Source organism: Micromonospora salmantinae (genome assembly GCF_022230905.1).
Lineage (GTDB): Bacteria > Actinomycetota > Actinomycetes > Mycobacteriales > Micromonosporaceae > Micromonospora > Micromonospora salmantinae.
The window spans coordinates 19903-42908 of the sequence record NZ_JAKKFG010000021.1; the positions used below are offsets into that span (position 1 = coordinate 19903).

Annotated in this window: 16 protein-coding genes; 6 read left to right on the plus strand and 10 right to left on the minus strand. The window is 70.2% G+C overall.

Annotated elements, in window-relative coordinates; translation table 11 throughout:
- Nucleotides 1–101: 101 nt before the first annotated feature.
- The 4 genes from PSH03_RS17575 to PSH03_RS17590 all read right to left on the minus strand — a co-directional run bounded on the left by PSH03_RS17575 (nt 102) and on the right by PSH03_RS17590 (nt 3432).
- Entirely contained in the window at nt 102–644 is a 543-nt protein-coding gene (locus PSH03_RS17575) for a hypothetical protein (protein ID WP_238689783.1), read from the minus strand.
- A gap of 185 nt (nt 645–829) precedes the next feature.
- Nucleotides 830–1654: a helix-turn-helix domain-containing protein gene (locus tag PSH03_RS17580; RefSeq protein WP_238689784.1), complete on the minus strand. Its 825-nt coding sequence runs from the start codon at nt 1652–1654 to the stop codon at nt 830–832.
- 106 nt (nt 1655–1760) lie between these two features.
- Nucleotides 1761–2114 carry a hypothetical protein gene (locus tag PSH03_RS17585; RefSeq protein WP_210780477.1) on the minus strand — a complete coding sequence of 118 codons (354 nt, stop codon included), beginning with the start codon at nt 2112–2114 and terminating at the stop codon, nt 1761–1763.
- A 124-nt stretch (nt 2115–2238) separates the two neighbouring features.
- Complete coding sequence (locus tag PSH03_RS17590; RefSeq protein ID WP_238689785.1) at nt 2239–3432, minus strand: glycosyltransferase family 4 protein; 1194 nt, start codon at nt 3430–3432, stop codon at nt 2239–2241.
- Nucleotides 3433–3500: 68 nt separating this feature from the next.
- Between PSH03_RS17590 and PSH03_RS17595 the strand changes: the two genes are divergently transcribed.
- Entirely contained in the window at nt 3501–5225 is a 1725-nt protein-coding gene (locus PSH03_RS17595; RefSeq protein WP_238689786.1) for a tetratricopeptide repeat-containing protein, read from the plus strand.
- Between the two features lie 213 nt (nt 5226–5438).
- Here the strand turns inward: PSH03_RS17595 and PSH03_RS17600 are convergent, their stop codons facing one another.
- The 5 genes from PSH03_RS17600 to PSH03_RS17620 form a co-directional block, all read right to left on the minus strand.
- Nucleotides 5439–7334 carry a CocE/NonD family hydrolase gene (locus PSH03_RS17600; RefSeq protein WP_210780480.1) on the minus strand — a complete coding sequence of 632 codons (1896 nt, stop codon included), beginning with the start codon at nt 7332–7334 and terminating at the stop codon, nt 5439–5441.
- A gap of 129 nt (nt 7335–7463) precedes the next feature.
- Nucleotides 7464–8042, minus strand: coding sequence for a TlpA family protein disulfide reductase (locus tag PSH03_RS17605; protein WP_238689787.1), 579 nt, complete (start codon nt 8040–8042; stop codon nt 7464–7466).
- Entirely contained in the window at nt 8039–8473 is a 435-nt protein-coding gene (locus PSH03_RS17610; protein ID WP_210780482.1) for a hypothetical protein, read from the minus strand. The genes PSH03_RS17605 and PSH03_RS17610 overlap by 4 nt, the downstream gene beginning before the upstream one ends.
- Nucleotides 8474–8558: 85 nt before the next feature.
- On the minus strand, nt 8559–10604 hold the full coding sequence (locus tag PSH03_RS17615; protein ID WP_238689788.1) for a M6 family metalloprotease domain-containing protein: 2046 nt from the start codon (nt 10602–10604) through the stop codon (nt 8559–8561).
- A 178-nt stretch (nt 10605–10782) separates the two neighbouring features.
- On the minus strand, nt 10783–11700 hold the full coding sequence (locus PSH03_RS17620) for a dihydrodipicolinate synthase family protein (protein WP_210780483.1): 918 nt from the start codon (nt 11698–11700) through the stop codon (nt 10783–10785).
- 242 nt (nt 11701–11942) lie between these two features.
- Here PSH03_RS17620 and PSH03_RS17625 point away from each other — a divergent pair, with 242 nt between their 5' ends.
- The gene (locus PSH03_RS17625; protein ID WP_210780484.1) at nt 11943–13172 is read left to right on the plus strand and encodes a PucR family transcriptional regulator; all 1230 of its coding nucleotides are present in this window, start codon (nt 11943–11945) and stop codon (nt 13170–13172) included.
- 82 nt (nt 13173–13254) lie between these two features.
- On the opposite strand, the gene PSH03_RS17630 is transcribed toward PSH03_RS17625, so the two are convergent.
- Nucleotides 13255–14340, minus strand: coding sequence for a branched-chain amino acid aminotransferase (locus tag PSH03_RS17630; protein WP_210780485.1), 1086 nt, complete (start codon nt 14338–14340; stop codon nt 13255–13257).
- Nucleotides 14341–14759: 419 nt separating this feature from the next.
- Between PSH03_RS17630 and PSH03_RS17635 the strand changes: the two genes are divergently transcribed.
- The 4 genes from PSH03_RS17635 to PSH03_RS17650 all read left to right on the plus strand — a co-directional run bounded on the left by PSH03_RS17635 (nt 14760) and on the right by PSH03_RS17650 (nt 22967).
- Entirely contained in the window at nt 14760–15725 is a 966-nt protein-coding gene (locus tag PSH03_RS17635) for an FUSC family protein (RefSeq protein ID WP_210780486.1), read from the plus strand.
- Nucleotides 15726–16220: 495 nt separating this feature from the next.
- On the plus strand, nt 16221–17432 hold the full coding sequence (locus PSH03_RS17640; RefSeq protein ID WP_210780487.1) for a low temperature requirement protein A: 1212 nt from the start codon (nt 16221–16223) through the stop codon (nt 17430–17432).
- A 283-nt stretch (nt 17433–17715) separates the two neighbouring features.
- Complete coding sequence (locus PSH03_RS17645; protein WP_238689789.1) at nt 17716–21630, plus strand: Pls/PosA family non-ribosomal peptide synthetase; 3915 nt, start codon at nt 17716–17718, stop codon at nt 21628–21630.
- Complete coding sequence (locus tag PSH03_RS17650) at nt 21627–22967, plus strand: M1 family metallopeptidase (protein WP_210780489.1); 1341 nt, start codon at nt 21627–21629, stop codon at nt 22965–22967. Before PSH03_RS17645 ends, PSH03_RS17650 begins: the two co-directional genes overlap by 4 nt.
- The last annotated feature ends 39 nt before the right edge of the window (nt 22968–23006 follow it).

Sequence of the window (23006 nt, forward strand, 5' to 3'; positions counted from 1 at the left end):
GCGGACCCGAGTGTCTAGAACCCGGTGCCTTGCGCAGCCCGCCTGGTTTGTTCATCGAAGCGTCGCGATGCCGAGGCCACAGTCAATTCGTGGCCGCCAGATCATCGTCCTGCCAACTCAAGACACCCACGACAATCTTCCCGTTCGGACCAGCTTCGTCGCTTCAGGTCGGCCGGCTCCAACCGGGCCTGGTCGAACTCTGTGCGCACCACCATCCGGAACTGCCAGATCGCCTCGGCGAACTCGTGGTATGCGCGGTGGTACTCCCCCGACGAGAGCGTCACGCCGGATCGGATCGCGTTCCGCACCCCGATCAACCCCTGGTAGGCCATCTCCCCGGCTTTGACGATCTCTTTGGTACCGGCGACGAGTAGACGTTCTCGCGCGGTAAACACGTTCGCCTCGTGGACAACGCGGCTGGCGGAACGGAGACCGTGTGACGGGTCCTCGCCGCTTTGGGCGATCTCCCGGAGCGCGCTGTGGGCTGTGTCGAGCGCCACGGCAAAGTCCAGGTAATAGCCGATGCGCTCCCCCTCACGGCCGCGTCGACGTTCGGCACGGTTGTGCTGTACCTCGACGCTCACCGCACTGGCGAGGGCAATAGCGGCTCCGCAGATCGCACCGACGAATGGTATCCATTCCACGTCTTCAGTCTCCGCCGACGATGTCCGGCCCACCATGTGTTCCTGTCTCCGGTATGACTGGGGTCAGGAAACACCGGCGGAGGGTGTTGCCGGAATCGTGGCCGGATTACCGGTGTATCCAGACGACACAGAGACCCGCCTTACTGGCCTCTCTGCGCGTCGCCCAATGCCGTCACCACCGGGTCTTACGCGGAGGGAAATCCCTGCTGCTCACAGTCGCGGCACCGTTCACGGTCCGACCAGTCTCGCCGGCCGATCGCATCCGGGGTCAACGGCGACTGCCCCAGGTCGGCCCGCAAAGCCATCCGGAAGGTCCACAGCGCCTCGGCGAACGGGTGGTAGACCTGATGGTAGGCCGCCTCCTCTAAACGCGCCCCGGTCCGGATCGCGTCCCGAACCGCGATGAGCCGCAGGAACGCCGCTTCGGCCGCGCTCACCAACGGCACGGTGCCCAGCACGAGGAGCCGCTCACGGAGCGCGTACACCCGTGCGTCATGGAGCACGTCATTGGCTGGGTCACGTCGGGCCGAGGGCGGCAGGTCGGCACGGGCGACGGCGCGCAGGGCATTGTGCGCTTCGTCGAGAGCGAGCATGAACGCGACGGCAGTGCCCGACGAAACCGGCAGCTCAGCCTCGGCGAATGGCTCGTCGGTGCGGTACTGAGATGTCGCGACGTCGCGGCGACGCTGGCGAGGCAACCCGAGCGGCGCCTCCCGCGCGGGATCGCGTGGCTCCGTCCGTTCGGGCGGGTGCGGGTCACGCGGCTGCGTCCGCGCAAGCTTGGCCAACGCGCCGCCGGTCCCAAGCGCCTCGTCGCAACGCTCCGCCAACTGGATGTTGCCCGGTGCGCGGCCTGTCTCCACCTTGCTGAGATAGCCGCGGCTGTAGTTGACTTTTCGAGCGAGCCCGGAAAGAGACAGCCCGGCGGCCTTACGGCGTCGGCGGAGGCACTCTCCCAACCGTTCTACGGTGTCGTTAGGCGGTTCGAATTCCTCGTCGCGCGCGGCCATCATGGCGCAGCGTCGCCTTGGCAGGACACATCGTAACTGTATCAAGGTCAACCTTCGTACGGCGGTGGTCCGGCGGCCGGAGGTGACCGCCGGACCACCGCCACGATCAGCACACGGGCGTCGACACCTGGGCCGCGACCAGCGAGGAGTGGATGAAGCCGCCCGTCGGGGCACTCACCCTGAACCAGCGGTTGGACGCGTAGTTGGAACTCGGCGGGTAGACCCACTGGGTATCGGTCCAGCAGACCATCGTGACGGACGTGCCGTTGCCGTAGTACCCGTTGGACGAGCACCCGGTGTTGGCGCAGCTTCGGATGTTGGCACCTCCGGAGTTCGAACTGATGTATGGACCGGCGGCGGATGCCGGCACACTCGTCGCCGCCACGAGTGCCCCGGCCGCACCGACGATCGCGGTCATCCGCCCGAGACGGCGGCGGAAGGCAACCCTGGTTTCTGACATCGCGCACTCTCCTCTGCACTCTGGGCTGGTAGGAGGACCAGCCGACTGCCATGAGCGTCAACCGTCCGAACCTCTTTCCGGAACGTGTTTCCTGTTGCATCCGACAGGAGGAGACAGCGCACGTTCATCTCCGCTGAAGCCTGGCCGCCCGGATCGCGGATCCGAGCGTCGCGACCGTCGCTGACCAGGAGAAGCGGTGGAGCAGCCGCTCGCGCAGGCGGTGGATCTCGGCGAAGGCGGTGGGCAGGTCGTCCAATACTCGCTGCACCGCCTTTGACCACGTCCGAATATCGCGGTCACGGTCGTCGGTGATGTCAACGATCAAACTGTCAGCGGAGGCGCCCAGTTGTTCCCGCAGCAACTCCGCCAGCCCGCTCTGCGCGCTGACGAGGATCGGGGTGCCCACCGCGAGCGCCTCCCACGCCGCCAAACCGAAGCCTTCAGCCCGGGAAGGCATCAGGCACAGCGCTGCACGCCGAAGGTCCCGGCGCACCGCCACACCGTCCTCCGAAAACGGGCGTACGTCGACTCGGCCTCGGGCCAGGTTGGTAAGGCCGACGAGCGTGGCGCGCACCTGCTCGCACTGCTCGGCTGGGGCGCCGCGAACGTACAGCAGCGGAGCCAGGCGGTCGGGCCTGTGCGGCAGGCTGGCGACAGCGCCAGCCGCGATGTCGAGGCCCTTGAGTTCTATGTCTCCGGTACGACCGAGGACCATCACATTCGCGCGTACCGGAATCCGGCGTGCCCGGTCGAAGGGGTCCGAGTCGAGACCTGGGTCGAGGCGGTGCACAGGGCGACCCCCGTAGCCGTCGTCGAGGAGGTGTGTGGCGTACCGGGCCAGACGGGGCCCCACGCCGACGACGACGTCAGACTGTCCCGCAAGATCAACGGTGTATGCCTCGCGCGCCTCCACCCGGGCAGACGCCTCACCGCTACCCTTGTACGGTTCGATCTCAGCAGGGGCGGTGTGCACTATGTGGACCATCGCGGCGGCACCGAACTTACGGGCATAGAGCCAGCCGATATGCCCGGTCACGCGGTCATGCCCTACAACGACGTCGGGTTGCCGTGCGACGACCTCAGCAACTGGCAGGTGGAGATCCGGACCCGCAGGCGTGCGGTCGGCGACGAACAGCCGAACGCCATGTCGGGCGGCGTCCGCGCGCTCGGCATCCGTGGCCTGCGCGACAAGGCACAGCACAGCGTCGCCGCACCCGGCGAACGCGACGGCCAGGGCTCGGTTGAGCACGGAGATGCCACCTTTTGCAGGCGACCACTCGTCGCAAACGAACAAGATGGTCAGCGGTGTCTCGGTCATGGCGGCAGCCGACCAGCACAGAAGAATGAATTCAACACCGATCGAATGAAGATCGTTTGGAGTCACTGATGCCGGATGAGGCGGCGTGGCGGACCATGGCCACCGGGCTGGTGACCGTCCGAGACGTCATTCGCAAGGTCAACCGCGGTTGCACCCGATCGGTCGAGCGCGCGGCGCTGGCCAAGGTCGCCGACAGCGCCGCGTTCGTGGGGCTCGGCCCGTCCTCACCGAACCGCGCGAGTTGGATCGTCGGACGCATCCGAGGTTGCCTCCTCGACCTCGAACGCGCCGTCGCCGAGGCAGCCGCGGACCGGGCGATCCGCTGTTGGGCCCGATACATCGACGAGGGCCTGACCCCTGTTGAGCTGTACGGCGCGTATCCCCACCTCATCCTGAACGACGTACCCACAGAGAGGGCTACTGCCCAACGTCAACGCGTGCAGAGCCTCATGTGGGCTGGCGGCGCACGGGGGGACAAGGATTCCCTCCCGGGCGTCCTGAAACTCGCCGCCGAACTACGCACCGCGCTCTCTACGGATCTACCCGACGGACCCCGAATGGACGCCACGACCTTCGGATACGAGTGGAAGCGCCTCGCTACCGCGGCACCGGATGGCCGTGACCTACTCCAGGTGCTGGCCCGGCTGGCTCCGGGCAACCCGTTCCCGAACTCGCTGCTGCGCGAGGCGGGTGACTGTTTACCCGGCCGCGCCGAGGTCGCATGCGCTTCCCCAGCCGCGCTACGAGAGGCGTACACAGCGCTGCGGACCCGGGGCCTGCTGGACACAGATGGCGATCGCGTATCAGTGCCGGCGAATATCGCCGTCCACGTGAGAGAACAGGTGACGCCTCAGCAGGATGCCCACTGGACCGCTGCCGTGCTGCGTTTCCTCACCCATGCGCTGCGGCCCGACACCCACCACAGCGACTCATGGACGGAGTGGGAGTTCGGGTACCCCCATGTGCTGGCCGTATGCCGGGAGGCGGAGCGGCACCAGGTGCAGTTGAGTGACGTTGCCTACCTACTCGACCGTGCATCGGTGTATGTGCGCGAGGGTGTCGAGGACCCGGACGCGGCGACCGTGCTCGCGGAGCGCGCCGTCGCGATCGCCCTGGCCGTGCAGGATCGCGAGTTGACTGGCGACAGCTTGGGAAATCTGGCACTGGCACACCGGGCCGCCAACCGGATAGCAGATGCCGTCCGTACCTCGACGGAGTCGCTGGACCACGTCGCCGCGACGTACGGCACCGGCTGCGAGACGTACGCCGAGAGCCTTACAGTGCATGCCAACATCCTTGCCGTGGCAGGACGCGCTGCGGACGCCGGCCGGGCTCACGAGCAGGCGGTCGGAATCCTACGGACGTTGTACGGGACATGTTCGACGGACCACATTCGTGGGCTGCTGGTCGAGGCTCTCAACGACCACGCGGGACACCTGTTTACCAGCGGTGCGCCTACCGCTGCCGCTCGGGAGCTGCTAGATGAGGCGAACAAGCTGGTGCGACGCGGCGATTACGGCTGGACGCAGATCACGTTGAACCTCGCCCGGGCATGCCGCGCGGCCGGTGATCTGCGTGAGGCACGCGACTACCTCGAATCTCTGCGGGAATACTGCGTCAAGACCAGACTCAGTGGGTCGACCACCCACGTGTGCACAGTGGTGGACCTGGCCGAAATCTACAGCGATCTGGGCGACCCCCGCGCCGCCGCCACGTTGCGCGAGGCACACCGCCTTGACAACGCGCTGGCAAACGCCTTGGATCGGCCGCTGCGCCACGGCCGGAGCAGGTGAGACACGCCAGAGCGACCCGGCGTCCGACCACCAGGTGTCCCATGACCCACACGCCGAGCCCCTGACCAGCGCCGCCAGACCCGAGCAGCATCCCGGCGAAGTTCGTCGGGTGTCGACAGCGAGACGGCCCGGCGATCGTCGGCCCTCCGCGGAGGGTTGATCGCCGGGCCGTCCCGGTGGCGAGCCGTGCGCGGCGGCCCGCCGGTCAGCCGGTCAGAGGCCGGCGGCGTGCGCGGCGGCGGTGCCGCCGACCACAGGTAGGACGATGTTGCTGCTCTTCAGCGCGACCTGCAGGTTCGCGGCGGTGGTGTCGGCCTGGCTGGAGTACTGCGGGTAGCTGGCCACGATGATGACGCCGATCCGGTGGCCGGGCTTGAAGACGTAGTCCTCCGGCAGCAGCGGGAAGCTGAAGTTGTACGACTCCCCCTGCACGAGCGGCACGGCGACGCGGATCGACTGCCGGTTCTGAGCGTCCATGATGCCCTTGGTGACCAGCTCGTAGTCGGCGGTGGCCACCCGCTTCGTGGTCTGCTTGTAGCAGCCGTCGTCGGTGGGGCTGCTCTGGCCCCAGCAGTCCTCGGTGGTCAGGGTGATGATTCCCTCGCCGGAGGCCCGGTGCGCGACCCGCTCGTCGGTGCCGTAGTCGACCAGGATCGCCCCGAGGTTGGTGTCGGGCTGGTCGGCGGAGGCCCGCAGTTGCACTGTGGGTGTGCCGGAGATGTGCAGCGGCGCGGACAGTGGCGCGGAGAGGAAGGCCAGCCGGTTGGGCTGCACCGCGTCCGGGTTGAGGATCATCGTGTTCTGGCTCTGCGTGCGGCTGTCCTGGAACGCCCCGGTCACCGGTTTCGCGGTGGGCACCAGCCCGAGACCGCCCGCGCCCGTGGTGCCGGGCTGCAGGAACACCTCCGTGTCTGCCTTGCCGGGAATCGGCCAGTCGGCGTGGGTCTCCCACGCGTCGGCAGAACGCTCCAGGTCCACCCGCGGCTCGTCCATGATGCCGTTGGCGACGTTCTGCAGCCAGAAGTCGAACCACCGGTGCAGCGTCGACACCCACACCGCGCGGCGCGAGTCGAACGGGTCGACGTGGCCCTCCTGCGACAGCCACAGCTTGCGCGGCACGTTGTTCTCCGCCAGGGCGTACCAGAACTTGCTGAAGTGGTCCGGTCGCACGTTGTCGTCGTTGAGCCCGTGGTAGAGCAGGACGCTGGCGGTGACGTTGGGGACCTTCTTGACGTAGCTGCGCTCGTTCCAGAAGGACGTGTAGTCGCCGTGCTCGTCGCCGTCGGCGGCGCCTATCGCGTCGCGCACCGGCTTGCAGTACTCCCGGCGCTCCGGGTTGGTGACGGTGTTGGCCAGCGAGGACACGTAGCTGTTGCCCCGGGTGACCACGCCGTTGCTCCGCACGTAGTCGTAGTACTCGGTCGGTCCGCTGATGGGCACGACAGTGGTCAGGCCCTTCACGCCGGTCACCGCCGTGGCCATGGCCAGCGAGCCGTCGTACGACTTGCCGATCATCCCCGTCCTGCCGTTGTGCCAGTCCGCCTTGACGACCTCACCGGCGGCGTTGCGGGCGGTGGCCCGGCCGTTGAGCCAGTTGATGGCCTGCTTGGCGCTCAGGTTGTCCTGGTTGGCGTTTGTGGTCGGGCAGCCGGTGGAGTTGTTGGTGCCGACCATGTCCAGCAGGATGACCGCGTAGCCTCGCGGCACGAAGTAGTTGTCGTAGAACAGCGGCCACTTGTCGAGCAGCCCGTCGCCGTCGAGGTCCGCCTTGCACTCGGACTCGTTGCCCCGGCAGACCGTCGAGTAGTAGGGGCTGGCGTCCATCACCACGGGGGCCTTGAGCCCCTGCGCGGTGGCCGCCGGCCGCATCAGGTCGAACGCGATGATGTCGCGCAGACCGTCGTTGTCGCTGTCGAAGGTGGAGTCGATGAACAGGCGTTCCCGGATGGCGTCGGCGTAGCCGAACACCGGCTGGGTGACGCCGTCCTGGACGACGATCGACGGCGGGCCGTCCGCCGCCTGCGCCTGCGGCGCCGCGCCGAGGGCGGCGAGCACAGTCGCGGACAGTACGGCCACTCCTGTGCGCCAGCGCGTTCCCACTGTAGGCATGCAGTCTCCTTGATGTGTCCGAGGCTGCGTACGCTACGAGCCGGTGGCCGGTGCCACCACCTGCACGTGTAGGAACTTCGCCGGGTGTGCTTCGACGTGGGCCGCACCCGAGGTGCCCGCGCGACGGGACTACGGCTGGTCGGCCAGCACCAGCTCCCGCAGCCGCCGGTCGAGTGTCGGGGCGTCCAGCCCACCCGGCCAGCCGCGGAGCAGGGCGCCACCCTTGGCCACCAGCACGACGGTCGGCGGCTCCCGCACCGCGTACGAACGCCAGGTCGTCTGCTGGTCGTCCAGGACGACCGGGTACTCCACCCGGTGGGCGCGGAGGTAGTCCTGGACCTCGTCGGCCTGGTCCGCGCCGGCCACGCCGACGAAGACCACCCGGTCCCGATAGCTGCGGGCCAGCTCGCTGAGGGCGGCCTGGCTGCTGGCGCAGGTGGTGCACCAGGAGCTGAAGAAGGTGAGCACCACGGGACGCTGCGCCCACAGTTCGGCGGCGACGAACGGTGTGCCGTCGGTCAGCGTGCCGGTGAACGCCGGGGCGGCCGGCGCGGTGCCGGGCGCCGGGCGCAACGCCAGGTCGGCGGGGACCGGCCCGGGCAGCGCCGCCGCCCCTCCGGCGGGCGCCGGCGCGGGCGCGGGCTCGGGCGTGCTGCATCCGCCCAGCAGCGCCGCCGCCAGCACCAGCGGCAGGAGTGCCCGCCTCATGACGGGACCACCGCCACCAGCGCCGGGCCCTCGCTGCTGTCCGGCGTCAGGTCGAGGGCAGGGCGGCCGTCCACCTCCAGCCGATAGGAGGTCCGCTGCGGCACGCGCACTCCAACGGCGAACTCGCAGTAGGTGGGCAGGCGCTCGACCCCCAGATCCTCGGCGAAGGCGGCCACCGCGGTTCCCGCCGGCAGCTGCCCGCTGGCCAGCGCCGCTCCGTCCGGGTCGAGCACGCGGAACGGCGCCCGGTTGTGGAAGTGCTGGTACGGACCGGTGCCGGCGCAGTCCACTCCCGCGGCCCGGATGTTGATGTCGCGAACCAGGACCCGGACGGTCGTCGGATCGACCGCCTCCTGGGCGGCGCCGACGGTGCCGCAGCCGGTGGCGCCGGCCAGCAGCAGGGGCAGCAGGGGCACGATGCTTCGCCGCACGTCATCCTCCTTCCGTCCGCCTGCCGGGTCCGTGGCGGCCTACCGCCGCGGACCCGGCAGGAACGAGGTCAACCTCGGACGCCGGTCAGGACTTCTCGACCCGGCACTGCTTGGTCACCGTCTTCGTCGGGTCGCTCTCCGAGGTCGCGGTGAGCTTCACGAAACCGGTGTTCGCTGCGGCGGCGGTGGCACCCACCGACACCTTGACCGTGGTGGCCTTGCCGAACTGCGCGGTGGCGAGCTGGTTGGGCAGCCAGGTCCGCCAGCCCTTGCCGGCCACCTCCGCCGACAGGCGGTAGACGTCCGACTTCAGGTACGCGCTGACGTCCTCCGGGTGCTGCTGCCCGCCGGCCGAGTAGGAACCGGTGTTGGTCAGCTCGAACGAGCAGGTCACCCCGCGGTTGGTCGGCTTGCCGCCGCCGCTCACCTCGCCCTTGCCCAGCAGCACGTCGTGGCTGCTCGGCCCGCCGGTGCCGTCGAGCGAACGCACCGCCACCGTGTAGGAGAGCGAGCCGGCCGAGTCCCGCTTGAGGTCGATGATGTAGAAGTGCAGCCGGTTGGCCTCGTCGACGTACTCGTACTGGCTGCCGGTGTCCGCGCCGGCGTGGAACAGCGCGTCGGAGAGCTGCCGGTAGTCACCCATGGTGATCTTCTGCGGGGTGCCGTCGGGCCGGTAGAAGTCGATCATGTCGATGTCCTGCGGGTTGGCGTCCACCACCCACTGAAACGGCGCGCTGTCGGCGTTCTTCGTCTTGCTGACCAGCACGCCACTGTCCGGCGTGAAGGAGTCCGCGCCCATCCGGTCGACGACCTCGACTGTGTAGTTGTTGAAGTTGCCACCGTCGCACAACGGGTCGGTGGTGACGCCGCACGCCGGCGACAGGTCCTTGTTCAGCGCGATGTTCACGCCGCTCAGACCCTTCGGGCCGGCGTCGACCGCCCGGGCCGTGACCTGCGCGACCACCAGGCCCGAGGAGGCCAGCGACTCCCGCGACAGCCGCAGCACGTGCTCCTCACCGAGCAGGCCGATCTTGAGCTTGTCCCGCACCGTGTGCAGCGAGCCCATCGAGCCGCCGTTGGTCGGCGGGATCTGCCAGCGGGTGTGCGGACCGCCCGGGCCGTTGAACGACCCGCGCGACATCATGCTCCAGATCCCGGTGTACGCCCTGCGCAGCGGCTCGCCGTACGGGTTGTTGTAGTTGTCGCCGATGCCCAGCAGATGGGTCAGCTCGTGGGCGTAGACGCCCATGCCGGAACTCTCACCCTGCGTCGAGGAACCGCCGCCGGCGTTCGGCCACAGTGTCGCCGCCGCCTTCCACGAGGTCCAGTCCACGTAGCGGGTCTTCGCCCAGTTCGGCAGGTTGGGGTCCGGCGGGCCCCAGGCGTCCGGCACGTCCTCCTTGTTCTGGAAGATCATCTGCCCGAACTCCTGCCAGGTCGACGACTCGTCCTGACCGGCGCTGAGGATGAACACCAACTCGTACTGGTTGGCGACCTCCTCGCCGACGGCCGCCCGCCAGGCACCCAGGCCGTCGGTACGGATGTTCTTGCCGCACACGTCCCCGCTCGGGCAGGCGCCCGGGTTGAAGCCGTTGTCCAGCCCGTACTGGTAGGACTTGGCTGGCATCTGGTACGGCCCGAACCCGGTGAGGTCGACGCCGTAGCGGCCGTTGGAGTCCTGCATCCAGTACTCGTGCAGGGTGTGGCCCTTGTTGAGCGTGTTCGGGGTGTTCAGGAAGTCCTGGTAGAACTTCGGCACGTCCGCCCGGGGAATGTTTGTCGCGACGGACTGGGGGTTGCCGAAGACCGTCGAGCGGGCCCGCTGGGAGACCGCGAACGTCTCGTCGGGATAGTCGAGCGCCACCAGGGCGATCTTGAAGTTGCGGACCGAGCCGGACACGCTCGGGTCGGCCCAGTTCTTGCCGGGCACGGCCTTGTAGTCGTTCCAGGTCATCGTGTCCGGGTTCTGCCAGGCCTGCGGATCGAGGACCTGGAACGGCGCGGTGCCGCCGGCCGGGTTGGCCGGGGCCGCGGCGGCCTGCGCCGCGCCGGTCGCCACGAGCGTGGTCACCACGGCCGCGGCCAACACGGCCCGCCTCAGCCGGGTGCGATGGGGGGTAGCACGGTGCACGGAACCACCTCTCGTCGGAGGGAACGCGGCGCCGGCGTCCCAATGGGGGTGTGGCGGAACACCTGTCAGCAGGCCGCGCAGCGAATCTAGGAGTACGGGCCGGTGCCGGTCACTGTGCAGATGTCGGCAGGTGGGCCGGCGACTTCCGACACCTGAATGACCGGGGCCCACCCGCGGATCAGCCAGGACCAACCCCGGAAGCCGGATCGGCCGTTGCCGCGAGGGCCCGCAGGACGTCGCGGCGCACCCGGTCGGCGGCAGTCCCGGACAGCGGTCCGCGAGGTGGACGGCACCGCCCCCCGAACCGTCCGGCGCACTCCATGGCGAGCTTGACGGCCTGCACGGCTTCCGGCCGGGAGGCCCAGCCGAGGAGCGGATGCAGCTCGGCGTAGAGCGGCAGCGCCCGGCCCAGGTCGCGGGCGACGCACAGCTCGTACAGGCGCACGGCCTGGCGGGGCAGCGCGTTGGGCAGGGTGGCGACCCATCCGGTGGCGCCACACAGCACCAGTTCGAGCACCACGTCGTCGGCGCCGACCAGCACGTCGACGTGCGGGCAGAGGTCCCGCAGGCGGTGCAATCTGCGTACGTCGCCGGTGACCTCCTTGACCGCGACGATCCCGTCGATCTCGGCGACGGTCGCCAACAGGTCCGGGGTGAGGTCCAGCCGGGTGTCGTACGGGTCGTTGTGGGCGACCACCGGCAGGCCGACCGCCGCCACCTCCCGGTAGTGGGCGACCACGTCGGCGGTGCGGGCGGCGGGTCCGTCGGGTGGCAGCGCGAGCACGCCGTGGGCGCCGGCCCCGGCGGCCTGCTCGGCCCAACGGCGGGCCTGCCTGCTGCCGTAGCCACCGACGCCCGGCACCACCGCGCAGCCGGACGGCGCGGCCTGCACCGTCGCCCTCACCACGGCGGCCCGCTCGTCGTCGGAGAGGGCTCGGTTCTCCCCCATCGACACGCACGGCACGACCCCGTCGCACCCCTCGGCGGCGAGCCAACGGACATGGTCCTGGAGTTTGTCGAAGTCGACCGACAGGTCGGCGCGAAACGGCGTGGTGATGGCGACCAGCACGCCCCGCCAGGGCCTACCAGCTCCCACTCGGCAATCCCCCGCTCGTCATCCCACCCGCACCGTGCACGCCGGTGCTGGTGCGGTCCGTACCGGAACCCTAGGAACGCCTGTCGCCCCCGGTCTTCGGACAGATGCCGGAACCGTCGCGACGCCGCCCGTCTTTTTGTCGTGACTTCGACAGTGGACCTTGCGCGATGACCCACCGGCACCGGAGGGTAAAGACTGGCGGTCGCGCGATCCCTGTCACGCAGCGCAACCATGGGAGTCATATGCACGGTGAGCTCCAGCGAATCGTCGACGCCGTCGCCGCCCGGGTGGGGCGACCCGCCCTCATCGAGGACCGCCGACAGCGGGTGGTCGCCTACAGCGAGCACGACGGCCCGATGGACGACGTCCGCCGGACGTCGATCCTGCGCCGGCAGACGACGCCGGAGGTGATCGCCTGGTTCCGGGACAAGGGCGTGCTCACGGCGCACGCGCCGGTCCGCACCCCAGCGTGCGCCGAGCTGGACCTGCTGGCCAGGGTCTGCGTGCCGATCCGGCACGACGACCTGCTGCTCGGGTTCGTCTGGTTCATCGACGCGGACGGTTCGATGACCGACGCCGACATCGCCACCGCGACCGGCCCCTTCACCGACCTGTCACTGGCCCTCTACCGGGCGAACCTGCTCGGTGAGCTCGCCTCACAGCGGGAGACAGAGGCCACCCGCACCCTGCTGGTGGAGGGCCGACAGGCGCGCGAGCACGCGGCGCGGGCGCTGCTGGAGGAGGGCGTGGTGGTCGCCGACGGGTCGACGATCGCGCTCGTCGCCCAACTCGTGCCGGCCGCCGGGCGACAGCCCGACGAGGTGGCCCGGATCGCTCTGGAACAGGCCCTGGTCACCACCCGCCGGTGGATCGGGGTGCGGGAGACGCTGCACCTGGTCTGGCACGACCACGGCGTGCTGCTGGTCTGCGGCGACCGGGTCGCCGGCCGCCCCTCGCCGGAAGCCTCCGCCGGGCACCTCAACGAGGCGCTGGGCACCGCGACCCGGGGCCTGGCCTCGGTGGGCCGGACGGTGACCGGGATCGGCCAGCCTCGCGGCGGGCTGTCCAGCGCTGTGGAGTCCTACCAGGAGGCCGCGCAGGCAGCCCGGGTCGGCATGCAACTGCCCGCGCTCGGCGGGGTGGTCTCGTGGGCCGGCCTGGGCATCTACCGGGTGCTGTCTCAACTGGACAGCCAGCAGCTCGACGTCGCGGGTGTCCATCCCGGGCTGGAGCGGCTGCTCCGCGACGATGCCCACCAGGTGCTGCTGGAGACCCTGGAGGCCTACCTTGACCTGGCGGGCAACGCGCACGCCACCGCCGAGAAGCTCCGCCTGCACCGGACGACGCTCTACTACCGGCTGCAACGGGTGGAACAGCTCGCCGGGACCGACCTCAAGGACGGCAACGAACGGTTGTGCCTGCACCTGGCCATGAAGCTCGGTCGGCTCACCGGCCATTACCGCACACCGTGACGCTGCCGCCCGCCAGTGGTGCCACCGCGGACGGCAGCGGCTGGCCTGAGCGGGCAGTGGGGACGGTCCCGGGTGTTCCTCGTCAGACGAGGCGGGCCATCCAGCCGTACGGGTCGGCGGCCCGGCCGTACTGGATGTCGAGCAGGTGGCGGCGCAGCCGCATGGTCACCGAGTCCTCGGCGCCAGCCTTCGGGGCCGTCACCTCGCCGCCTTCCCAGACCAGGCGTCCGACGGGCGTGACCACCGCGCCGGTGCCACACGCGAAGACCTCGGTGATCGCGCCGGAGGCCACGCCCTCCTGCCATTCCCGGATCTCCACCGGGCGCTCCTCGACCTCCAGGCCCAGATCCTTGGCAAGGATGAGGATCGACCCCCGGGTGACGCCCTCGAGGATCGTGCCGAGTTCCGGGGTGATGATCCGGCCGTCGGCCGTGATGAAGTAGAGGTTCATGCCGCCGAGCTCCTCCACGTAGCGGCCCTCGGCGGCGTCCAGGAAACAGACCTGCTCACAGCCGTGCTCAGCGGCCTCGACCATCGGCGCCAGGCTGGAGGCGTAGTTGCCGCCGCACTTCGCCTCGCCCGTGCCGCCGCGCGCCGCCCGGGTGTATTCGGTGGAGAGCCAGATGGAGACCGGCTTGACGCCGCCGGAGAAGTACGCGCCGACTGGGCAGGCGATCACCATGTAGGTGATCTCCTTCGCCGGGCGAACCCCCAGGAACGGCTCGGAGGCGAACATGAACGGCCGCAGATAGACGCTGTATTCGTCCTCGTCCGGCACCCACACCTGATCGGCGCGGACCAGTCCCTCGACCGAGGCCATGAAATCCGGCACCGGCAGTTCGGGCAGTGCCAGCCGCCGGGCTGATCGGGCGAAGCGCTCGCCGTTTGCCTGCGGCCGGAACGACCAGATCGAGCCGTCACGGTGCCGGTACGCCTTCATCCCCTCAAAGATCTCTTGGGCGTAGTGCAGTACGGCTGCCGCCGGGTGCATGAGGATCGGACCGAAGGGGATGATCTCGGAGTCCTGCCAGCCGCCGTCCGGCCTCCACACCGCCCGTGCCATGTGGTCGGTGAAGTACGTGCCGAACCCCGGATTCGCCATGATCTCGGCTCGCCGCTGCGCGCTCGCCGGGCTCGGATTCTGGTGCAACGGGAACGACAGGCTCATCGCCGGGTCCTCTCAATGGCCGCATCCCTGGGCGCTCCGGTCACCGAGAACGAACACGCAGGGGACGATTGTCGGATGACGGGTGCAGAATACCGACCGTATTGTCGCCGACCGTAGACAGACTGCAGCGACTCGGAGGGACTGTGCGGCCGTGAGCCGACAGCCAGAGGGCCATTTACGTCATCGGGGAGACGCTCGGCGCCACCGGTGGGATGCCCACCCCCTGATCGCCGACGGTTCTGCCGACGGCCTCTGGCCTGGTTCGGGAGACGACGTGACGGGTAGTCCGCCACGTGGCCGCTTCCCGATCCGAACCCGGTGATCAGGCACCGCTCGTCGCGGTGGGTAGCCGCATCCGGAGCCTGGCCGCCGGCACCCGACGTCGGGGAAGTCGAGCGGGCCGGCTGCGGCGGCGTCAAATGGAGATCATCGGGCTGATCGCGGTGCAGGCCGGGCTCGCGGCGGCGCTCGCCTGGTGGCTGGCGCACGACCTGTTGGGAAACCCGAACCCCGTCTTCGCACCGACAGCGGCGGTGGGCACCATCGCGGCGGCGATCGGCCAGCGGACAAGGCGCACCGTCGAACTGCTGGTCGGAGTGGGGCTCGGCATCGCCATCGGCGACGGACTGGTCCTGCTCATCGGCACCGGGGCATGGCAGACGGGCATCATCGTCACCCTCGCCATCGCCATCGCCCTCGGCCTCGTGGGCCGAGGCGGCACCGTGGTCAGTCAGGTGGGTGGTACGGCGGTGCTGATCGCCACGCTCTCCTCCAGCCAACGGAATCTGGAACTACCCCGGGTCGTCGACGCGGTCACCGGCAGCGTGGTGGGCCTGGTCGTGGTGGCGTTGCTGCTGCCCCTGAACCCCATGCGCGTCCTGCACCGCGCAGCCGCGCCGGTCTTCGACGCGCTCGCCGCGTACCTGCGCGACATCGAGACGGCGATGCGGACCAACGACCGGAACCGGGCGAGACACGCACTGAACGGACTCCGCGCCATGGGACCGGACGTGGAACGACTCCGCGAAGCCCTCAGCGGCGCCGACGAGGTGGTGACTGTCGCACCGGCCCGCTGGCACTGGCGGCGCCACGTCGAACACTACGACCGAGGTGTCAACTACCTGGTTCGGGTCATCGACGACAGCAGAGCCCTGGCCCGACGGTCAGCCACGATGATCCAGTATCAGGAAAAGCTGCCGGGCACCTTCCCGACGCTGTCGCTGCCCTGGCCGAGGCCATTCGCCAGTTGGACCGGGAGACGCGGGCCGACAAACCCCACGACCGGACTCGACGCCATGCCCTGCGGGCCGCGGACGAAGCCGGCCGGGCCATGGCCACCGGTTTGCAGAACTTCGGTGTCACCACCGCCACGCAGATCCGGGTGACCGCCAGCGACCTGCTCAGGGCAACCGGCTGCTCGGCGGACGAGGCGAACCGGCAGGTTCGACAGACAGCACGTCACGCGGAACAGGCGGCCTCCTCGGAAGGGTGACCATCGCCTTCCCGTCGGTTGGGGTCGCAAACGGCCTCAGCCGGCACTTGCCAGGCGGTTTGTCGGGCGTTACGGACGCGGACAGGTCGAGCAGTGGGCTACCGTCCGGTGCCCCGGTCCACCGCGCCGGGGAGCGGGGTGCTGTCCGGGAACGCGTCGTCGAGCAGCGTCACCCTGTCCTGGGGTGTGCGCTCTCAACCAGCTTCGACCGGGAGGCGCGCTTCTGGGCGCTGTCGTCGCCATCAGCGCCCGCTCGGCGGGCTCCGACCGACGAAACCGTGCGAGCCCGACTCGCACCGACTTCCGAGGCGGTAGGGGGAAGCTTCGACCGTGTGATGGACGGCCGACCTGACGTCGAGGCGGTGTCGCGGGAGCCAGCATGGGCGGCATGGGGTTTCCGGGAAGTGGCGGACGGGATCTGCTGGAACGCCGCGAGGACGTGCGGCAGGCGAACTTCCTGGAGCTCTTCGTCGACCTGGTGCTGGTCTTCGCCCTCTCCGGAGTGGTGACCCGGGTGGCAAGGGACGCCACGGCAGTCGACCGCGTCGTGCAGTGGCGGTCGCTGGCGTACCTGCTGGTGCTCGCCCTGCCGTTGATCTGGTTGTGGATCACCACTGCGCACATCACCAGCTGGTTCGACCCCCGCCGACGCAAAATCCAATGGGTGGTGCTGGCCAGCGCCTTTGGCCTACTGGTCATGGCCTCGTCCCTGCCCTACGCGTTCACCGGCAAGGGCTGGTCGTTCGTCCTCCCGTACGTGGTCCTGCACTGCGTACGCCCGCTGATCCTGCTGCCCAGCCTGCACGGGCACGCCCTCCGCGATCTCTACGCGAGATCGGTGCCGTGGTGCGCGGCCGGCGCGGGCATCTGGGTGGCCGGCGCGCTGGTCAGTGGCAACGCCAGAGCCGCCCTCTGGGCAATCGCCGTCACCGTGGACATCGTGGCCGCTCAACTGCGGTGGCCGGTCTACGGCCGGGCCCGACCACCGGTCAGCGCCTGGGCCATGGACAGCGGTCACCACCTGCCCGAGCGCTACCAGCAACTGCTGATGATCGCCCTCGGGGAGACCGTCCTGGCCGTGGGTATCACCTTCACCGACCTACCTGCCACCACGTCCACCTGGGCGACGCTGGTGGTGGCGTACCTGTCGACAGTGTTGCTGTGGAGGATCTACTTCTACCGTTCCGGGCAGGTCCTCGCCGAAGCGGTCGCCGCCGCCCGGGACCGGCTGGCTGCCGGCCGCGCCACCGGCATCGCCCATGTCGTCATGGTCGTTGGCATCGTCACCACCGCCGTGGGCTACGAGATTGTCCTCGAACACCCCGCGGGCCGTCCGGAACCAGTCTGGCTCGCGATGATCCTCGGCGGTCCGGCCCTGTTCCTCTACGGCCGCATCCGCCTGGAACGGATCGTGTTCAACCGGCTGTCGATCCGCCGGGTCGTCGCCATTGCCGCACTGGCGACGGCTGCCGTACCGCTGCATCACGCCCCGCCGCTGACCGCCTCCATCGTGGCCGCGTTCGTGCTGCTCGGTGTCGCTGTCGCCGACGCCCACCGCGCGGCCCACCAGCCGCCCGAGAAGCCTTCCCCGGCGGACTGAGACATCCCTGAATTCGTCGCCGCTGTCCGACCATCACCCCTGCCGGTTCCAAGGCGTCGGTGTTACCCCTGTCGGCTGTCTCCGGCCGCCGGTGTCAGGAGTGTGGGCCGCGTGGCGCAGTCGTTCGGCGTTCCCGGAATGAACTGTGTGGTGGTGGACACGAAGCCGATGCTCCGCCGTCATCATCGACCGGAGCGACGTAGCGTTGAGGGCTGCCCGGGGCGGGTCCGTTGCCGCACGCCTGGTTGACGCTGATCCGCGAGCTGAAGATGGTGAACGCCCGGTGCCCGTAACAAGTGATCCCCAGGTGGTCGCGCTACCGCCGATAGCTGCCGCACCGGTGACCCCGGCGGTGTTCCGATCCTCCACGGCCCCGGCCCGCCGGACGCTGGTCGACATTCTCGACGACACCGTTCGCGCGCATCCCGAGGCCCTTGCGCTCGACGACGGTGCTACGGCGCTGACGTACCGCGACCTGGCCGATGAGGTCGAGGCCGTACGGAGGTCGCTCTCCGGGCACGGAATCGGTGTCGGCGATCGGGTCGGCGTCCGGGTCTCCTCCGGTACGGCAGAGCTGTACCTGGCGATCCTCGGCGTTCTCGCGGCGGGCGCGGCCTACGTGCCGGTCGACGCGGACGATCCCGAGGAACGCGCCGAGCTCGTCTTCGCCGAGGCGGGAGTCGTGGCGGTCCTCGGTGACGGGCTGGCGGTGTCGCTGCGCCGTACCCCCGCGGGTCGGACCGGCCGGCCCGGCCCGGACCACGACGCCTGGATCATCTTCACCTCCGGTTCGACGGGCACCCCGAAGGGTGTGGCGGTCAGCCACGGCGCGGCGGCGGCTTTCGTGGACGCCGAGGCGCAGTTGTTCCTCGCCGACGAGGCCAGTGAGCCGATCGGCCCGCAGGATCGGGTCCTGGCCGGGCTGTCGGTCGCGTTCGACGCGTCCTGCGAGGAGATGTGGCTGGCGTGGCGGTACGGCGCGTGTCTGGTGCCGGCCGCGCGGTCACTCGTCCGCAGTGGCGTCGACCTTGGTCAGTGGTTGGCCGAGCAGCGCATCTCGGTGGTGTCGACGGTGCCGACGCTCGCTGCCCTGTGGCCGGTCGAGGCGCTGGAGGAGGTCCGGCTGCTGATCTTCGGTGGGGAGGCCTGCCCACCGGAGCTGGCGCAGCGCCTGGCCGTCGAGGGTCGCGAGGTCTGGAACACCTACGGACCGACCGAGGCGACTGTGGTTGCCTGCGCCGCGCGGATGACCGGCGAGGGCCCGGTACGCATCGGGCTGCCGCTGGCCGGCTGGGAGCTCGCCGTGGTCGACGGCTTCGGTGTTCCGGTCGAGATGGGTGAGACCGGTGAGCTGGTGATCGGCGGGGTGGGACTCGCCCGCTACCTGGACGTGGGCAAGGACGCCGAGAAGTTCGCGACGCTGCCCGCGCTCGGCTGGCAGCGGGCGTACCGCAGCGGGGACATCGTCCGGGCGGAGCCCGAAGGGCTCCTGTTCATCGGTCGCGGTGACGAGCAGGTGAAGCTCGGCGGACGTCGGATCGAGCTGGGTGAGATCGACGCCGCACTGCAGGCGCTGCCCACCGTCGCCGGTGCGGCCGCGGCGGTGCAGCGCACCGCAGCGGGCAATCAACTGCTGGTGGGGTACGTGGTTCCGCACGACGGCGTCACCTTCGATGCCGCGGCGGCTGCGCTGCGGATCCGTGAGCAGCTGCCGGCCGCGCTCGTGCCGCTGCTGGCGGTGGTGGATGCGCTGCCGACCCGGACATCCGGCAAGGTGGACCGGGCCGCGCTGCCCTGGCCGCTGGCCACCCCCGCCGACACGGTTGCTGAGCTGACCGCGACGGAGGAGTGGCTCGCTGGCGGTTGGGCGGAGATCCTGGGCGTACGCCCCACCGAGGCGGACGCGGACTTCTTCACCTACGGCGGCGGCAGCCTGAACGCGGCGCAACTGGTGGCGTGGATCCGGCACCGGCATCCGCGCGTCTCGGTGGCCGACATCTACCTCCACCCGAGACTGTCGCGGCTCGCGGCCGTGCTCGACGCGCTCGACACCACGGCGGTGACGCGCCGGGAGGTCCGGCCGGTGCCGAGGCGCGCCGGGCTGATCCAGGCAGCGATGCTGGTGCCGATGCTCGCGCTGGTCGGGCTTCGCTGGCTGACCGTTCTGGCCGCCCTCGGCAACGTCCTCGCCCTGTTCGCTCCCGCACCGTGGGCGCCGGCCGTTTCCTGGTGGTGGGTGGCGCTGGGCTGGCTTGTGCTGTTCAGTCCGCCGGGTCGGATAGCCCTGGCCGCCGCGGGAGCGCGACTGCTGCTTCGTCGGGTACGCCCCGGCAGCTATCCACGCGGCGGCGGTGTGCACCTGCGGCTGTGGGCCGCCGAACGGCTCGCCGAGCTGAGCGGCGCCACCAGCGTCGCCGGAGCATCCTGGATGATCACTTACGCCAGGGCTCTCGGCGCGCAGATCGGGGCCGACGTCGACCTGCACTCCGCGCCGCCGGTGACCGGCCTGCTGAAGCTCGGCCGGGGCGCGGCGATCGAGCCGGAGGTCGACCTGTCCGGCCACTGGGTCGACGGCGATGTCGTCCGCATCGGCAGGGTTCGCGTCGGTGCCGACGCACGGGTCGGGTCCCGCAGCACCCTGATGCCGGGCGCGCGGGTCGGCAAGGGTGCCCGGGTCGCCGCGGGCTCGACGGTGGCCGGCGCCGTCCCGGCGAACCACCATTGGGCCGGCTCACCGGCCGCGGCAGCTGGCAAGGATTCGAACGGGTGGCCCGGGCGGCGTCCCCCTCGATCGCGAACGGGGGCACGCCTCTGGCCGCTCGCGTACGGGATGACCGCCCAGGTGCTGGGGCTGGTTCCGGTCGTGGCCGCCCTGCCGGCGCTCGCCCTGCTCGGCTGGACGCTCGCCGTCCGACCGGCGGTCGGCGCCGTGCTGGGCGCCGTCGCGGTGGCGACCGTCGCCTACGTGGTGGGCTACGCGCTGCTGGTGCTCGGGGCCGTCCGGATGCTCAGCATCGGCCTGCGCGCCGGGTATCACAGGGTGCAGGGGCGGGTGGCGTGGCAGGTCTGGACGACCGAGCGGCTGATGGGGATGGCCCGGGTCGGGCTGTTTCCGCTCTACGCCAGCCTTTTCACACCGGTGTGGTTGCGGCTGCTGGGCGCGAAGGTGGGGCGCGGGGTGGAGGCATCCACTGTGCTCGCGCTGCCGGCGATGACCACGGTGGCCGACGGGGCCTTCCTGGCCGACGACACAATGGTCGCTACCTACGAGCTGAGCCACGGGTGGCTGCGGGTGGCCCCGGCCCGCATCGGTAAGCAGGCGTTCCTCGGCAATTCAGGAATGGCGGCGCCTGGGCGTTCGGTGCCCAAGCGTGGGCTTGTCGGCGTGTTGTCGTCGGCGCCGTTCAAGGCGAAGAAGGGCTCGTCGTGGCTCGGCGCACCGCCGATGCCGCTGCGGCGGACCGTGGAAGCGGCCGACACCAGCCGCACCTTCGATCCGCCGGTCCGGTTGAAGCTGGCCCGGGCTGCTATCGAGCTGTGCCGGATCGTTCCGGTGATGTGCGCCGGCGCCCTGGCGATCGGCGTCCTGGCCGTCCTCGCGCTCGTGTGGCGCGCTGCCGGGTGGTGGGCGGCCGCGCTCGCTGCCGGGCCGGTGCTGCTGGGTGCGGCGATCGTCGCCGCCGCCATCGCGACGGCCGCGAAGTGGCTGCTGGTCGGGCGTTTCCGGGTCGCCGAGCGCGCGCTGTGGACCTCCTTCGTGTGGCGCAACGAGCTCGCCGACACGTTCGTCGAGGTCCTCGCCGCGCCATGGTTGGTCCGCTTCGCGACCGGCACGCCACTGCTCGCGGCGTGGCTGCGCACGCTCGGTGCGAAGATCGGCCGGGGTGTCTGGCTGGAGACCTACTGGCTGCCCGAGTACGACCTGGTGCGGCTGGGCGACGGCGCGACGGTGAACCGCGGTTGTGTGGTGCAGACCCACCTGTTCCATGATCGTGTGATGAGCATGGACGAGGTGACACTGGGTGCGGGAGCCGCGCTGGGCCCACACGGCATCGTCCTGCCGGGCGCGAGCATCGGCGCGCGGACCACCGTCGGGCCCGGTTCGCTGGTGACCCGCGGCGACGCCGTGCCGTCCGACAGCCGGTGGTTGGGCAACCCGATCACCACCTGGCCGGCCCCAGCGGCACGGTCGGCGTGAGCCCGAAGGCGTCGCCGTCGAGCGGCGCAACGCCCGGCGCCGGCCGCTCCGGCGACTCCTACCTGCCCGAGCACGGCAACGGCGGCTACCGGGTGCTGCACTACGACCTCGACCTCGACTACCGGGTCTCGTCGAACCGCCTCGGCGGCCGGGCGGACATCACCGCGGTGGCCGTGCAGTCGTTGTCGCGGTTCACTCTCGACCTCGGGCGTCTCCGCGTCCAGGACGTCCGGGTGGACGGGCGCCCGGCGAAGTACCTGCACCGGCCGGACAAGCTGCAGATCAAACCCGAGCGGCCGATCGGCGCCGGGGACACTTTCCGGGTGGAGGTCCGGTACGCGGGGAAGCCGGTGCCCATCTCCGGCCGCTGGGGCGAGCTCGGATGGGAGGAGCTCACCGACGGGGCGCTCGTGGCCAGCCAGCCGAACGGATCGCCGTCCTGGTTTCCGTGTGACGACCAGCCGGGCGCCAAGGCCACCTTCCGGGTGGCGGTCACGACCTCCGCTGCGTACACCGTGTTGGTGACCGGCGATCCGGTGCTCCAACGCCGGGGCGCGGGCAGCACGACCTGGGTGTACGAGCGACGCGAGCCCACCTCGCCGTACCTGATGAGCGTGCAGATCGGACGCTACGAGATCGTGGACCTGGCTGTCGGTGCGGTGGTGCAGCGCTTGGCGATCCCGCCGGTGCTGCGCAGGAACACCGCCCACGACTTCGGCCGGCACGGCGAGATCATGTCGGCGCTGCAGCGGCTCTTCGGGCCGTACCCGTTCCGCGAGTACGTCGTCGTGGTCGCCGACGACGACCTCGACGATCCCGTCGAGGCGCAGGGCATGGCCGTCTTTGGACGCAACCACGTCGACGGGCGGCGCACACACGAGCGGCTTGTGGTGCATGAACTGGCCCACCAGTGGTTCGGCAACAGCCTGACGGTAGCGGACTGGCGGCACATCTGGCTCAACGAGGGCTTCGCCACGTACGCCGAGTGGTTGTGGTCCGGCGTCTGCGGCGACCTGCCCACGGACGCCCTGGCCGCACAGTGGTACGCGTGGGTCGCGGATCGTCCGCGGGAGGTCGTCGTCGCGGATCCCGGTGTCGACCGGATGTTCGACCCGCTGGTCTACAAGCGTGGCGCGCTCGCGGTGCACGCCCTGCGGAAGAGGGTCGGTGACGACTCGTTCTTCGCGCTCCTGCGAGCCTGGGTCGCCGAGCACCAGCACGCGACGGTGACGACAGCGCAGTTCCGGCTGCACGCCCAGCGCTTCGCCCGCGAGCCGCTGGGCGATCTGTTCGCCGCCTGGCTCGACAGCCCGACGCTGCCCCCGCTACCTCGCTGACCACGCCGAGACGCGACCACCTCGCGAAATCGAATGCCG